The sequence below is a fragment of the Nocardioides sp. Z13_37 genome, assembly GCF_058355585.1.
The window spans coordinates 483,364-497,131 of record NZ_JBZGDV010000001.1 but is presented as its reverse complement, the minus strand read 5'-3'; the positions used below and the strand labels follow the sequence as shown (position 1 = coordinate 497,131).

Here is a 13,768-nt window from a genome sequence, read left to right as displayed (position 1 = left end):
ACCGTGCCCCGGACCGAGGAGAGAACGTGACGACCACCGCCAGCCCGAAGGGACGATCAGGGGGACTCGCCGGGATGATGCGCCCGGTCAACTCGGTCGTCGAACGCTTCATCCCCAGCGCGCTGGTCTTCGCGATCATCCTGACCTTCGTCGTGGCGCTCCTCGCGCTGCTGCTGACCGACAGCGGTCCCGTCGACATCACCCGGAGCTGGGGCGACGGGCTGTCCGGCCTGCTCGCGTTCATGACGCAGATGGCGCTGATCCTGCTGCTCGGGCACACGCTGGCCAACACGGGTCCCGTACGGCGGCTGCTCGCGTCGCTGGGCGGGCTGCCGAGGACCGCGCTGCAGGGCTACCTGTTCGTCTTCGCCGTCGCCGCCGTGGCGTCGCTGATCACCTGGGGCCTCGGCCTGGTCGTCGGCGTGCTGCTCGCCGTGGAGGTCGCCCGCCAGGGCAAGGAGAAGGGGCTGGCGCTGCACTTCCCGCTCCTGGTGGCGGCGGGCTACTCCGGCTACGTCATCTGGCACATGGGCTACTCCGGCTCCGGCACCCTCACCGCCGCGACGGAGGGGTCGTTCATCGCCGAGCAGCTGGGCGAGACCATCCCGATCAGCGAGACCACCTTCGCGTCGTGGAACCTCATCGCGATCGTCGCGACGATCGTGGCGGTGGGGATCGGCCTGGCGCTGGTGGCGCCGCGTGGCGGCGACCCGGTCATCGAGATGAGCGCCGACGCCGACTTCGGCGACGAGGTCGAGGTCGACGACGAGGTCGTCACCCCGGCCGACCGCGTGGACGCCAGCCGCGTCCTGACGCTGCTGGTCGGGCTGGCCCTGGTCGCCTACCTGGTGATCCACTACGCCGACGGCGGCTCGGCGACGCTCGACATCGTCAACTGGACCTTCCTGGCGCTGATCTTCCTGCTGGTGCGCAGTCCGTTCGAGCTGGTCGCGCTGGTCAAGAACGCCGCCTCCAACGTCGGGGAGATCCTGCTGCAGTTCCCGCTCTACGCCGGGATCATGGGGATCATGGCCACCTCGGGGCTGATCACGGTGTTCTCCGACTTCATCGTCGAGACCGCCGGACCCTCGACGTTCGGCCTGCTGGCCTTCCTGTCGGCCGGCGTGGTCAACTTCTTCGTGCCGTCCGGCGGCGGCCAGTTCGCCGTGCAGGGGCCGGTGATGCTCGACGCCGGGGCGCGGCTGGGCGTCGACCCGTCGGTGACGATCATGGCGATCGCCTACGGCGACCAGTGGACCAACATGATCCAGCCGTTCTGGGCGCTGCCGGTGCTGGCGATCTCCGGGCTGAAGCTCCGCGACATCCTCGGCTACACGTTCGTCACGCTGATCGCCTCGGGGCTGGTGTTCGGCGTGACGATGCTGCTGGTCGGCGCCGGGTAGCACGGCGACGTCCGGGTGAGCGTCGTACGCCCGGCGTAGCATGCGTGCGTCGGGGTACCGGGCGACCGGTGCACGGGGGTGTCGGTCGCGGCTGCGAGCTGCGCGCCGCGTGGTCGATCGGCTCGGGAAGTGGGACTGACGTGAAGGTGCTCAAGACCCTCCTGCTCGTCGCGGGAGTGCTCGTCCTCGTCGTGGGGGCGGTCGCGGTCGCCGCCTGGCAAGGAGTGCTGTCCCCGCTGGGGATCGACTCCGAGAGCAGCGACTCGCAGGTGATCGAGGCGGTGGAGCGCACGCAGGAGGTCTCGCTGCTGAGCCTGAGCATCCAGGGCATCACCTCCGAGCGGCGCACCCGCGAGGTCTTCGGCCAGACCCTGCCCGGGTCGGGGGAGACGGTGTTCATCCAGTACCGCTTCGACGCCAAGCTCGGCGTCGACGGCGCCGGCGTCGAGGTCCGCCGGACGGGCCCGAGCGCCTACACCGTGTCCGTGCCGGACTTCAGCTTCATCGGCTACGACGACCCCACGTTCGAGCTCGCCGTGGAGGACAACGGCATCCTGAGCTGGACCACCCCCGACATCGACAGGGTCGAGATGGTCAACGACGTCCTCGACGACGACGCCCGCGACGACTACCTCGAGAAGCAGCGCTCCGCCCTCGAGGCCCAGGCCCAGGTCTTCTACGACAGCCTGATCACCGGCATCGACCCCGAGGCCGAGACGACCTACGAGTTCGCGTCCTGACCCGACGGACGGGGCGCGACCGCGAGCGCGTCAGTCGCCGCGCAGGCGGGCGTAGCCGTGCTGCAGGGCGTCCGACGCGCCGACGACCGTGAGCACGGCCGCGGCGGCGCGGGTCGGCCGGGGCGCGAACGCCATCCCGGCGACGTAGGCGGTGCCGACCCAGACGCCCAGGCAGAACGGACAGGTCAGCAGCTCGCCCACGGTGTGGCGTACGCCGTGCCGGCCGCGCGCCGACTCCACGTGCTCGCCGGATCCCGCGGCCGCCTCGAACTCGGTGAACGGCGCGCGCAGCGGGCTGGCGACCGACGACCTGCTGAGCAGCCGGGTCAGCTTGTGCGTCGCGATCCCGCCCAGGGTGAGGTCCCTGACGGAGTAGTGCTCCGGGAGGGAGCGGCCCGTGGCCCGGCCGAGGAGGAGCAGTCCGGACACGCCCGCGGCGTAGGCAGCCATGCTGCCGGCGTAGCCATGGAGGTCGACCGCGTCGTCGGGGTCGTAGCGAGAGGCGTCGAGGAGCTGGGTCATGCGCGGTCCGTACCCCTCGTCCGGGCCTACGATGAGGGGACGTCCCGGCGGCGTAGGTCACAGGGCCGGCCCGGATGCAGGCCCGGATGCAGGCCTGCGAGCCGGGATCGGTGATCGGCCCGGCGGCAGCGGCTCAGGAGCCGTGGAGCCGGGTCGCGACCTCGCGACGCAGCACCTTGCCCATCGGGTTGGTCGGCAGGTCGTCCATGAAGACGACCCGGCGCGGCACCTTGTAGGGCGTGAGCCCTTCGCGGGTGTGGGCGCGGAGCTCGTCGGGCTGCACCGGCACCCCCTCCACGAGCACGACCGCGGCGACCACCTCCTCGCCGCCGTCGGCGTGGGGCATGCCCACGACGGCCACGTCGACGACCCCGGCGTGCGTGCGGAGGACGGCCTCCACCTCGGAGGGATAGACGTTGAAGCCGCCGGTGATGATGATCTCCTTGATCCGGTCCACGACCGTCAGGAAGCCGTCGGGCGACATGGTCACCACGTCACCGGTGCGGAACCAGCCGTCGTGGAAGGCGGCAGCGGTCTCCTCGGGCAGGCCGCGGTAGCCGGAGAAGACCTGCGGGCCGCGCACCAGCAGCTCGCCGCGCTCGCCGAGGGGGACGTCGCGGTCGAGGTCGTCTGGGTCCGCGATGCGGATCTCGACGTCGGGGAAGGGCACGCCGATCGCGCCGGGCCGGCGCGCCTCGGTCATCGGGTTGCCGACGATCACCGGCGAGGTCTCGGTCAGGCCGTAGCCCTCGACGAGCAGGCCGCCCGTGGCGGCCTCCCAGCGCTCGACGAGCGCGGCGGGCAGCGGCATGGCCCCGGACAGGGCGTAGCGGATGCCGCGGATGGAGACCTTGCGGCGCTCCGCCTCGTCGACGATGCGCTGGTAGAGCGGGGGCACGGCGGGCACGAAGCTCGGCACGTCGCGCTTGATGGCGTCCATGATGAGCCCGATCTCGGGCTTGGGGAGGAGCACCAGCTTGGCGGCCAGGCTCACGCCGAGCAGCACGCTGACGGTCACGCCGTAGGCGTGGAACAACGGCAGCGCCACCAGGAACGACTCGGTGCCCTCCTGGAGACCCGAGACCCAGACCCGGCCCTGCATGACGTTGGCGACGAGGTTGCGGTGCAGCAGCGGCACGCCCTTGGGCACGCCGGTCGTGCCGGAGGTGTAGAGCAGCAGGGCGACGTCGTCCTTGCCCGGACGGGGATGGGAGTCGTCGAGCGGTGCCGCGGAGGCCAGCTCCGACCACTGCATGGCCTGCGGGGCCGGCGAGGTCAGCTCGGCGCGCGTCGCCCGGGCCTTCGCGATCGGCAGGCGCAGCGCGAGCCGCTTGCTCCACGGCAGCTGGGTGGTCATGTCGACGGCGACCACGTGCTCGAGGGCGCAGTCGCCGATGAGCCCCTCGACGACCGGCACCGCCTTGTCCCACACGATGGCGACCCGGGCGCCGTGGTCGGCGAACGGGCGCCGCAGCTCCGCGGCGGTGTAGAGCGGGTTGTGCTCCACCACGGCCGCGCCGAGCCGCAGCACGGCGAAGAACGCGATCACGTTCTGCGGGCAGTTGGGCATGACGAGGGCGACGTTGTCGCCGGGGCGTACGCCGAGCGCGTGCAGGCCGCCGGCGACGCGCTGCACCTCCTCGTCGACCTCGGCGTAGGTGGTGACCCGGCCCAGGAAGTCGAGCGCCGGGCGGTCCGCGTGGTCGCGCACCGCGCTCTCCCACAGGTCGAGCACCGTGGTGTCGCCGTAGTCGAGGTGCAGGGGCACACCAGGTGCGTAGGAGTCTGCCCACAGGGGTCGTCGGGACGGCACGGCTTTCCTCGCGTTCGGTGTCGCGGGACGGGGATCGCGACTGCCTCCAAGATATCGGTCCGACAGGAGGGGCCGGCAGGGCGCACCGCCTCGAGGCGCACCCGCCGCGGCGGGAGGCAGTTCGGTCCCTCCGGTGGGGACCAAGGACCCTGACCCGGGTGCCCGTGAGCACGCAGGCTGGAGTCAGCACCAGACGCCGACCAGGAGGTCACCATGTACGCCAGCAGCACCCGCAGCACGCAGCCCACCGACGCGATCGCCCGAGTCATGGTGTGGCCGGTGGCCACGGTGGGCGGCGCCACGTCCCTGCTCGAGGTCGCCGAGGCGCTCGCCGCGGACGGCATCGGCGTCGTCGCCGTCGTGCAGAACGAGCGCCTCACCGGCCTCGTGTCCGAGCGGGACGTCGTGCACCACCTCGCGCAGGGCGCCAACCCCGAGCACGTCACAGCGGCCGACGTGATGAGCGTCGACCTCGTCACCGCCGGCCCGGACGACGAGGTGCTGGCCACCGCCCGACGCATGGTCGAGGCCGACGTCCGGCACCTGCCGGTCCTCGACGCGGACGACGAGATCGCCGGCATCGTCTCGATGCGCGACCTCTTCGCCGTGCTCGTCGACGCCGCCCCGCACGGGTAGGACGCCGGCGTGACGGCCGGCTGGTGGGGTGACCCCTGGGGGTCACCCCTCCGCGGTCACAGCGCCGCCACGACCTCGGTGCCCTGCTTGATCGCCCGCTTGGCGTCGAGCTCGGCGGCCACATCGGCTCCGCCGATCAGGTGCACCGTGGCTCCGCCGATCAGCTGCGCCCCCGCTCCGCCGGCCCGGTGCGCCCCGGCTCCGCCGGCCCGGTGGGCGTCGTGGTCGAGGGTGTCGTAGAGGTCGCGCACGGAGTCCTGGCCGGCGCACACCACGATGGTGTCCGCCTCGATCACGCGGGCGGCGCCGTCGACGGTGACGTGGAGGCCCTCGTCGTCGATCCGGTCATAGGTCGCCCCGCGGACCTGGGTGACCCGTGACTGCTTGAGCACCGCGCGGTGCGCCCAGCCGGACGTCTTGCCCAGGCCGATGCCGATCGGCGTGGTCTTGCGCTGGACCAGCGTCACCTCACGGGCGGGGGTGCGCGGCTTGGCCTCGGTGAGCCCGCCCTCGTGCAGCGCCGGGTCGCCGACGCCCCAGTGGGCCATCCAGTCCTCGAGGTCCTCTTCCTCGTGCGTGAGGAAGACGCTCACGTCGACGCCGATGCCTCCGGCGCCGATCACGGCCACGCGGCGGCCGGGGACGACCGCGCCGCTCAGCACGTCGGCGTACGACGCGACCGACGGGTGGTCGATGCCCGGGATGTCCGGCATCCGCGGCTCGACGCCCGTCGCGACGACGACCTGGTCGAAGCCGGCGAGGTCGGCGGCGGTCGCGGTGGTCGAGAGGCGTACGTCGACCCCGAGGACCTCGAGGCGGCGGGTGAAGTAGCGCAGGGTGTCGGCGAAGTCCTCCTTGCCCGGCACCGCCATCGCGAGGCGGAACTGCCCGCCGAGCGCGGGCGACTTCTCGAAGAGCGTCACCGCGAAGCCGCGCTCGGCCGCGCTGGTCGCCGCGGCGAGGCCCGCGGGACCGGCTCCGACGACGGCCACCGTCTGCGTGCGCAGCGTGGGCATCAGCACCAGCTCGGTCTCGTGGCAGGCGCGCGGGTTGACCAGGCAGGAGGCGCGCTGGTTGGCGAAGACGTGGTCGAGGCAGGCCTGGTTGCAGGCGATGCAGGTGTTGATCTCGTCGGCGCGCTCGTCCATCGCCTTGGCGACGAAGGCCGGGTCGGCCAGCAGCGGTCGTGCCATCGAGACGAGGTCGGCCTCGCCCGCCGCGAGGATCTCCTCGGCGAGCTCGGGGGTGTTGATCCGGTTGGAGGCGCACACCGGCACGTCGACGACCTGCTTGAGCCGCGCCGTGTACGACCGCCAGGCGCCGCGCGGGACCTGCGTGATGATCGTCGGCACCCGCGCCTCGTGCCAGCCGATGCCGGTGTTGAAGACGGTCACGCCGGCGGCCTGCAGGTGCAGGGCGAGCTCGGCGGTCTCCTCCCACGTCTGGCCGCCCTCGACGAGGTCGAGCAGCGAGATCCGGTAGACGATCGGGAAGTCGGCGCCGACCAGCTCGCGGGCGCGGCGTACGACCTCCACCGCGAAGTGCATGCGGCGCGCGGGCGAGCCACCCCACTCGTCGTCGCGGTCGTTGGTGCGGGCGGCGAGGAACTGGTTGATCAGGTAGCCCTCGGAGCCCATGATCTCGACCGCGTCGTAGCCGGCCTTGCGGGCCAGCGCGACGCTCTTCGCGAAGGCGGTCGCGGTGCGGTCGACCTCCTTGCTCGACATGGCGCTGGGCTTGAAGGGCGTGATCGGCGACTTCTTGTCCGACGCGCTCTGCGAGAGCGGGTGGTAGCCGTAGCGTCCGGCGTGGAGCACCTGCAGCGCGATCGCGCCGCCGGCCTCGTGGACCGTCCCGGTGATCCGCTCGTGCCGCATCGCGTGGAGGCGGGTCGTCATCTCGCTGGCGAACGGCTTGAGCCAGCCGCGCTTGGTGGGGGCGTAGCCGCCGGTGATGATCAGGCCGACGCCGCCGCGCGCCCGCTCCTCGAAGAACGCCGCGAGCTTGTCGATGTCCCACGGGTGGTCCTCCAGCCCGGTGTGCATCGAGCCCATGACGACGCGGTTGCGCAGCGTCAGCGCGTCGGGCCCGGAGCCGAGGGTGATCGGCTCGAGGAGGTGGGGGTAGCGGGGGTGCGTCATGTCAGTCCCTCTCATGGGGTCCTGTCGTGGGCGTGCAGGTAGTCGGTGATCCAGTCGATCCAGAACTGCTCCAGCCGGATGCCGCCGCGCAGCACCAGCCACTGGTCGAGCGCGGCCTCGTCGAGGACGGCCGGGTCGGGGAACTGCTCGCGCTCGAGCGCCTCGTAGTGCGCGAGCCTGGTGGCGTGGTCGGCGCGGGCGTCGGCGAGGTTGGCGGCGAGCACCGCGCGGTCGCCGTACGACGCGCCGCGCAGCTTGACGGCGAGCTCGCTGCGGAAGGTCTCCATCGGCATGGGCGTGGCCAGCCACTTCGCGAGCACCCGCCGGCCCTCGGCCGACGGGGTGTGCACCCGCTTGTCGGGGCGGCCGTCCTGCTCGACCACCTCGACGTCGACCCAGCCGTCGGCCTCCATGCGCGCCAGCACCCGGTAGATCTGCTGGTGGGTGGCGTGCCAGAAGAAGCCGAGCGACTTCTCGAACCGCCGGGTCAGCTCGAGCCCGCTCGCCGGGCGCTCGCTCAGCGCGACGAGGAGGGCGTGCTCCAGGGCCATGCGCGCATCGTGCCCCACCTATGCAACGAGTTGCAAACACGCGGCGCGCGGGTGCCGGGGGTCGACGTCCGGGTGGGGCGAGATCGTGGAGGATCCGAGTCACCTGGTGACCCGGATCTTCCACGATGTCCCGTGAGGGGAGCGGGTGTCAGCCCGCGTCGTCGGAGCCGTCCTGCTCCGCGAGCTCGCGGGCCTCGGCGTAGAGCCGCTCCTTCTCCTCGGCCGAGAGCGAGGCGAGGTGCTCCTCATAGGCGCGTACGCCGCCGCGCACCAGCCCCATGAACTCCTCGTCGCGGGTCGTCGTTGCTCATCTGCTCACTCGAAGCCCGGGGGCACGTGGGTCAGGCGCTCCTCGGTGGTGAGGCCGTCGTCAGGGGTGGTGGGGTCGCTCCATGGCGCGCCACGGGCCAGCCACTCAGCGCGGTAGGCACGGGCGCCTGCGGGGGTGACGTCCTCGTATCCGGCCTCGACCTCGCAGCACGGACAGATGTCGAACTCCGGGCTCTTGCCGTCTGCCCCCCAGGGAGGGGACGGCCACCGATAGCCACAGGCGCGGCAGTGGGATCTGTGTTCTGACATGGTCACCGCCTGTCGTGAGGGTGCACCCCGGGACGTCACCAGGTCACTCGACGGGGCGTCCGGACTGGGGCAGGAGCGGCAGCAGCGGCTCCAGGGCCGTCATCGCGGCAGGGTGCACCTCGTCGCCGAACACCGTGAACGTGATGAGCTCCAGGTCGCCCTCGACGTTGCTCACGACCTTCGCCACGTCGGATGAGTCGTCGGTGCGCTCGAGCAGGGTCATGAGGGACTGGAGCTTGGCCTGGAGCGTCTCCAGGTCGACCTCCTTGGCCGCATAGGCATGCACGACCGCGGCGGTCTCGGCCAGCAGGGTCTCGTTGCTCATCAGATGGCCCTCGTGATCACGGTGATGACGCTGTTGTCCTCGGTGACGATACGCACGCCGCCGCTCTCGTAGATCTCGCGGATCGCCCCGGCGGGCGTCCGCACCGTGCTGGGCGTGACGGTGTCGAGCAGATGGTCGTGCAAGCGCGGCGAGATCGTGGAGGATCCGAGTCACCTGGTGACCCGGATCTTCCACGATCAAGGCGAGCGGGGCCGGTCCGTCGCCCCACGCCACGTCCCTTCGACCGTCGCGACCCTGACAGCGGTGGTGTCATGATCGGCCCATGACGTACGAGCTGGGGCAGGGCACCGGGCCGCTGCGGGGCGTGAGGGTGGTCGAGGTCGCCGGCATCGGGCCCGGCCCGCACGCGTGCATGATCCTGGCCGACCTCGGCGCCGACGTGATCCGCATCGACCGGCCGGGCGGCGGGATGTTCGCGATGGGCGCGAAGGACGTGATGGCCCGGGGCCGGCCGAGCGTCGCGCTCGACCTCAAGCACCCCGACGCGGTGGCCACCGTGCTCGACCTCGTGGAGCGGGCCGACGTGCTCGTCGAGGGGATGCGTCCGGGCGCGATCGAACGCCTCGGGCTCGGCCCCGACGCCTGCCACGCGCGCAACCCGCGTCTGGTCTTCGCGCGGATGACCGGGTGGGGCCAGGACGGTCCCTGGAGCGGGGCGGCAGGGCACGACATGAACTACGTCGCGATCAGCGGCGCCCTCCACGGCCTGGGCCAGGACCCCGATCGGCCGCACTTCCCGAGCAACCTCCTCGGCGACTTCGGCGGCGGCTCGACCTACCTCGTCATCGGCATCCTCGCCGCGCTCCTCGAGGCCCGGTCGAGCGGACGCGGGCAGGTGGTGGACGCCGCGATCGTGGACGGCACCGCCCACCTCAACGCGATGGCCTCGAGCTTCGCCGCCGTGGGCCTCGCCACCGGCACGCGACGCTCCGGCCTGCTCGACGGCGGCACCCCCTGGTACGACCTCTACGAGACCGCCGACGGCCGGCACATGAGCGTCGGCGCGCTCGAGCCGCAGTTCTGGGCGGCGCTCGTCGAGCGGATCGGCGCCGACCTGCCCGACCGCGACGACCCCGCCCACCACGCCGAGATCCGCGACGCCCTGACCCGGCGGTTCAAGGAGCGCACGCAGGCCGAGTGGTGCGAGGTCTTCGACGGCACCGACGCCTGCGTCGCGCCCGTCGTACCCCTCGCCGAGGCGCCCGCCCACCCGCACCTCGCGGCCCGGGGCACCTTCGTCGAGCGCGACGGGGTCACCCAGCCGGCGCCGGCGCCGCGCTTCTCGCGCACCGCACCCACCCTCCGCGGCGCGCCGGCGCTGCCGGGGGAGCACACCCGCGAGGCGCTCGAGGCATGGGGCGTGGACGACGTCGACGGGCTGCTCGCGGCCGGCGCGGCGGCGCAGGCGTGAAGCCGTTCCTCTTCCTCGGCACCCGCGCCGAGGACGACGTCGCCCAGCAGGAGTACGACGCCGTGCTGGCCGGCTGCGGCCTGCGCCCCGAGGAGCTGGTGCGCGTCCGGCTGGAGGCCCAGCCGCTGGGCGAGGTCGACCTCGACGCGTGGTCCGGGATCATCCTCGGCGGCGGCCCCTTCAACGTCTCCGACCCCGAGGACGTGAAGTCGCCGGCACAGCGCCGCGCCGAGGCCGAGCTGCACGGGCTCGCCGAGCGGGTGGTCGCGGCGGACTTCCCGTTCTTCGGCGCCTGCTACGGCATCGGCGTGCTCGGCACCCTGCGCGGCGGCGTGGTCGACCGGACGTGGGGCGAGCCCATCGGCGCGCTGCCCGTACGGCTCACCGAGGCCGGTGTCGCCGACCCGCTCCTCGGCGTGGTGCCGGGGGAGTTCATGGCCTACCTCGGCCACAAGGAGGCGGTCTCGCGGCTGCCCGAGGGCGCGGTGCTGCTCGCCTCGACGCCCACCTGCCCCGTCCACGCCTTCCGGATCGGGCGCCACGTCTACGCCACGCAGTTCCACCCCGAGCTCGACGCCGTCGCCATCTGCGACCGCATCGACGCCTACAGCGCCCACGGCTACTACGAGCCGCACGAGCAGGAGCACCTCAAGGCGGCCGCCCGCGAGGCGATGGTCACCGAGCCGGTGCGGCTGCTGGCCAGGTTCGTCGAGCTCCACGCCCGCACCTGAGCCCCGCTCTGGCAGGGTGAGGCGGTGGACGTCGACACGCACCCGGTCGCGACGCGTCGCGCGCGCCTGGCCGTGCCGGTGGTCGTCGTCGCCCAGCTGCTCGGCACGTCCCTGTGGTTCAGCGCCAACGCCGCGGCCGCCGACCTCCGCGACGTCTGGGACCTGACCGACACCGGCCTGGGCAGCCTCACCATCGGCGTGCAGTCGGGCTTCGTCCTCGGCACGCTGCTCGCGGCGGTGACCAGCCTGCCCGACCGGTTCCCGGCCAGCCGGATCTTCGCGGTCGCGTGCCTGCTCGGCGCGGGCAGCAACGCCGGCTTCGCGCTGCTGGCCGACAGCACGGCCGAGGGGGTGGCGTGGCGGTTCGTCACCGGGCTCAGCCTGGCCGGCATCTACCCGCTGGGGATGAAGCTCGTCGTCTCCTGGGCCCCCGACCGCGCCGGCGAGGCGCTCGGCTGGCTGGTCGGCATGCTCACGCTCGGCACCGCCCTGCCGCACCTGATCACCTCGCTCGGCCTCGGCTGGCAGTGGCAGGCCGTCGTCCTCACCTCCTCGGCGCTGGCGCTCGTGGCCGGTGTCGTGGTGCTGCTGCTCGGCGACGGGCCGCACCTGCCGCGCGGTGACGCGGCGCGACTGCGCCCGGGCGCGGTGCTGCAGGCGTTCCGGGTGCCGGGCTACCGGGGCGCGGCGCTGGGCTACTTCGGGCACATGTGGGAGCTCTACGCCTTCTGGACCCTCGTGCCCCTGCTGCTGCTCGACCTCCTCGGCGACCGCGGCACCACCCTCAACGCCTGGGCGTTCGCCGTGATCGGGGCAGGGGCACTCGGCTCGATCGCGGGCGGCTGGTGGAGCCGGCGCGTCGGCGGCGTACGCGTGGCCGCGACCGCGCTGTCGGTCTCCGGCGCCGCCTGCCTGATCTACCCGCTGGTCGCGCGCGCCCCGGTCGCGCTCGCGCTGGCGCTGCTGCTCGTGTGGGGCGTCGCGGTCGTCGCCGACTCGGCCCAGTTCTCCGCGCTCTCGGCCCGGGCGTGCCCACCCCACCTCGTGGGCAGCGCGCTCGCCATCCAGAACGGTCTGGGCTTCGGCCTCACCATCGGCGCGATCGCGCTGACCGTGGGGCTGGTCGGCGACCTCGGGCCGCTCGTGTCGCTGCTCCTCCTGCCCGGCCCGGTGCTCGGGCTGGCGGCGATGGCGCGCGACCTGCGCTGAGGTGTAACTCAGGGTTACGTGGTGCCCGCGCGTCACCTACGCTCGAGAGGTGAGCAGTGGCGAGCACGTCGACGTGCTGATCATCGGCGCCGGGCTGTCGGGCATCGGCGCGGCCGCGCACCTGGCCACCGACCTGCCGCAGGCGTCGTACGCCGTCTGGGAGCGCCGCGAGGCGAGCGGCGGCACGTGGGACCTGTTCCGCTACCCCGGCGTGCGCTCCGACTCCGACATGCACACGCTGGGCTACCGCTTCCGGCCGTGGCGCGGCGACACTGCGCTCGCCGACGGCGCCTCGATCCTGGCCTACCTCCGCGACACCGCGCGCGAGCACGGCGTCGACCGACACATCCGCTACGGCCACCGCGTCGTCGCGGCGGACTGGGACTCGGCCACCGCGCGGTGGACGGTCACGGCCCAGGTCGACGGCGAGGAGCGCACCATCACGGCCGGCTTCCTCTGGGCGTGCAGCGGCTACTACGACTACGACGCCGGCCACACCCCGCACTTCGAGGGCCAGGAGCGCTACCGCGGTCTGCTCGTCCACCCGCAGCAGTGGCCCGCCGACCTCGACCACACAGGCAAGCGCGTCGTCGTCATCGGCTCGGGCGCCACCGCCGTCACCCTCGTGCCCGCCCTGGCCGACACCGGCGCCGCGCACGTCACCATGCTGCAGCGCTCGCCGACCTACGTCCTCCCGGTGCCGGCCAGGGACGGGGTGAAGGGGCGGCTGACCAGGCTGGTGGGGGAGGACCGCTCCTACGTCGTGACCCGCTGGAAGAACATCGCGCTGCAGGCCGCGCTCTACCGGGCCAGCCGCCGGCGCCCCGACCTCGTGCGTCGCTTCGTGCGCCGGGTCAACGTCGCCCAGCTGCCGCCCGGCTACGCCGTCGACACCCACTTCAAGCCCGCCTACGACCCGTGGGACCAGCGGATGTGCCTGGTGCCCGACGGCGACCTGTTCCGGGCGATCAGCGACGGGCGCGCCGACGTCGTCACCGACCGCATCGCCACCTTCACCGAGACCGGCGTGGAGCTGGAGTCGGGGCAGCGCATCGACGCCGACGTCGTGGTGACCGCCACCGGCCTCTCCCTGCAGGTCTTCGGCGGCGCCGAGCTCAGCGTGGACGGCGAGACCGTCGAGCCCCGCGACACCATGGCCTACCGGGCGATGATGCTGTCCGGGGTGCCCAACTTCGCCTTCACGATCGGCTATACCAACGCGTCCTGGACGCTCAAGGCCGACCTCGTCAGCGAGTACGTCGTCCGCCTGCTGACGCGGATGCGTGAGACCGGCGCGCGCTCGGTGGTGCCGGTGCGGGACCCGTCGGTCGAGGAGGTGCCGCTGATGGACTTCGACGCGGGCTACGTCCAGCGGGTGGTCCACACGCTGCCGCGGCAGGGCACCGTCGCGCCGTGGTCGCTGCGACAGAGCTATCTCCACGACGCCCGCGCGATCCGTCGGGCCCGGCTCGACGACGGAGTCCTCGAGTGGTCGTGAGAGGCGTGTTCATGGAAGCGCTCTCACATTCCGGATCCGTTTCGTCCGCAAGCCGTTGACAGGTCATGTGACCGCCGTCATAGTTGCTGGCGGACGGAAGTGGAAGCGCTCTCACACCGCTCACGTCCACCTCCCGGCCGGGCAACCAGCCCGGCACCCTCGCAGGACGGCAGGAGTGCAGTGGTGCA

The 13,768-nt window shown here is 72.7% G+C and carries 14 protein-coding genes; 7 read left to right on the top strand and 7 right to left on the bottom strand.

Translation table 11 applies throughout. The annotated features are described in order from the left end of the window. The first annotated feature begins 26 nt into the window (after window positions 1-26). Together AC4H2S_RS02360 and AC4H2S_RS02355 are read left to right on the top strand one after the other, a co-directional pair. On the top strand, window positions 27-1,403 hold the full coding sequence (locus AC4H2S_RS02360) for a short-chain fatty acid transporter (protein WP_491495353.1): 1,377 nt from the start codon (window positions 27-29) through the stop codon (window positions 1,401-1,403). Window positions 1,404-1,543: 140 nt separating this feature from the next. Continuing rightward, entirely contained in the window at window positions 1,544-2,143 is a 600-nt protein-coding gene (locus tag AC4H2S_RS02355; protein ID WP_491495352.1) for a hypothetical protein, read from the top strand. A 30-nt stretch (window positions 2,144-2,173) separates the two neighbouring features. Here AC4H2S_RS02355 and AC4H2S_RS02350 read toward each other — a convergent pair whose 3' ends face one another. Together AC4H2S_RS02350 and AC4H2S_RS02345 are read right to left on the bottom strand one after the other, a co-directional pair. Further along, window positions 2,174-2,665: a DUF1360 domain-containing protein gene (locus AC4H2S_RS02350; RefSeq protein ID WP_491495351.1), complete on the bottom strand. Its 492-nt coding sequence runs from the start codon at window positions 2,663-2,665 to the stop codon at window positions 2,174-2,176. Window positions 2,666-2,798: 133 nt separating this feature from the next. Then, window positions 2,799-4,478, bottom strand: a complete 1,680-nt coding sequence (locus AC4H2S_RS02345; RefSeq protein WP_491495350.1) for a long-chain-fatty-acid--CoA ligase — start codon at window positions 4,476-4,478, stop codon at window positions 2,799-2,801. 213 nt (window positions 4,479-4,691) lie between these two features. Here AC4H2S_RS02345 and AC4H2S_RS02340 point away from each other — a divergent pair, with 213 nt between their 5' ends. Further along, the gene (locus tag AC4H2S_RS02340; RefSeq protein ID WP_491495349.1) at window positions 4,692-5,114 is read left to right on the top strand and encodes a CBS domain-containing protein; all 423 of its coding nucleotides are present in this window, start codon (window positions 4,692-4,694) and stop codon (window positions 5,112-5,114) included. 56 nt (window positions 5,115-5,170) lie between these two features. On the opposite strand, the gene AC4H2S_RS02335 is transcribed toward AC4H2S_RS02340, so the two are convergent. The 5 genes from AC4H2S_RS02335 to AC4H2S_RS02315 form a co-directional block, all read right to left on the bottom strand. Next, window positions 5,171-7,255: an NADPH-dependent 2,4-dienoyl-CoA reductase gene (locus AC4H2S_RS02335; protein WP_491495348.1), complete on the bottom strand. Its 2,085-nt coding sequence runs from the start codon at window positions 7,253-7,255 to the stop codon at window positions 5,171-5,173. 11 nt (window positions 7,256-7,266) lie between these two features. Continuing rightward, the gene (locus AC4H2S_RS02330) at window positions 7,267-7,806 is read right to left on the bottom strand and encodes a PadR family transcriptional regulator (RefSeq protein ID WP_491495347.1); all 540 of its coding nucleotides are present in this window, start codon (window positions 7,804-7,806) and stop codon (window positions 7,267-7,269) included. 148 nt (window positions 7,807-7,954) lie between these two features. Continuing rightward, window positions 7,955-8,086 carry a hypothetical protein gene (locus tag AC4H2S_RS02325; RefSeq protein WP_491495346.1) on the bottom strand — a complete coding sequence of 44 codons (132 nt, stop codon included), beginning with the start codon at window positions 8,084-8,086 and terminating at the stop codon, window positions 7,955-7,957. A gap of 342 nt (window positions 8,087-8,428) precedes the next feature. Continuing rightward, the gene (locus AC4H2S_RS02320) at window positions 8,429-8,710 is read right to left on the bottom strand and encodes a hypothetical protein (protein ID WP_491495345.1); all 282 of its coding nucleotides are present in this window, start codon (window positions 8,708-8,710) and stop codon (window positions 8,429-8,431) included. Next, a complete protein-coding gene (locus AC4H2S_RS02315; RefSeq protein WP_491495344.1) occupies window positions 8,710-8,853 on the bottom strand; it encodes a hypothetical protein in 144 nt (47 codons plus the stop codon). The genes AC4H2S_RS02320 and AC4H2S_RS02315 overlap by 1 nt, the downstream gene beginning before the upstream one ends. 140 nt (window positions 8,854-8,993) lie before the next feature. Here AC4H2S_RS02315 and AC4H2S_RS02310 point away from each other — a divergent pair, with 140 nt between their 5' ends. From AC4H2S_RS02310 to AC4H2S_RS02295, 4 genes are read left to right on the top strand one after another with little or no spacing between them, the layout of a single operon-like run. Then, on the top strand, window positions 8,994-10,142 hold the full coding sequence (locus AC4H2S_RS02310) for a CaiB/BaiF CoA transferase family protein (protein ID WP_491495343.1): 1,149 nt from the start codon (window positions 8,994-8,996) through the stop codon (window positions 10,140-10,142). Continuing rightward, entirely contained in the window at window positions 10,139-10,873 is a 735-nt protein-coding gene (locus AC4H2S_RS02305; protein ID WP_491495342.1) for a glutamine amidotransferase, read from the top strand. Before AC4H2S_RS02310 ends, AC4H2S_RS02305 begins: the two co-directional genes overlap by 4 nt. 24 nt (window positions 10,874-10,897) lie before the next feature. Beyond that, entirely contained in the window at window positions 10,898-12,082 is a 1,185-nt protein-coding gene (locus AC4H2S_RS02300; protein WP_491495341.1) for an MFS transporter, read from the top strand. Window positions 12,083-12,131: 49 nt separating this feature from the next. Next, window positions 12,132-13,580, top strand: a complete 1,449-nt coding sequence (locus AC4H2S_RS02295; RefSeq protein WP_491495340.1) for a flavin-containing monooxygenase — start codon at window positions 12,132-12,134, stop codon at window positions 13,578-13,580. Window positions 13,581-13,768: the final 188 nt, after the last annotated feature.

What these genes read in the sequence shown, in the direction of transcription:
- AC4H2S_RS02330 (WP_491495347.1), bottom strand. Translation starts at nt 7,806, where the DNA reads ATGGCCCTGGAGCACGCCCTCCTCGTCGCGCTGAGCGAGCGCCCGGCG.
- AC4H2S_RS02340 (WP_491495349.1), top strand. Translation starts at nt 4,692, where the DNA reads ATGTACGCCAGCAGCACCCGCAGCACGCAGCCCACCGACGCGATCGCC.
- AC4H2S_RS02335 (WP_491495348.1), bottom strand. Translation starts at nt 7,255, where the DNA reads ATGACGCACCCCCGCTACCCCCACCTCCTCGAGCCGATCACCCTCGGC.
- AC4H2S_RS02325 (WP_491495346.1), bottom strand. Translation starts at nt 8,086, where the DNA reads ATGGGGCTGGTGCGCGGCGGCGTACGCGCCTATGAGGAGCACCTCGCC.
- AC4H2S_RS02350 (WP_491495351.1), bottom strand. Translation starts at nt 2,665, where the DNA reads ATGACCCAGCTCCTCGACGCCTCTCGCTACGACCCCGACGACGCGGTC.
- AC4H2S_RS02310 (WP_491495343.1), top strand. Translation starts at nt 8,994, where the DNA reads ATGACGTACGAGCTGGGGCAGGGCACCGGGCCGCTGCGGGGCGTGAGG.
- AC4H2S_RS02320 (WP_491495345.1), bottom strand. Translation starts at nt 8,710, where the DNA reads ATGAGCAACGAGACCCTGCTGGCCGAGACCGCCGCGGTCGTGCATGCC.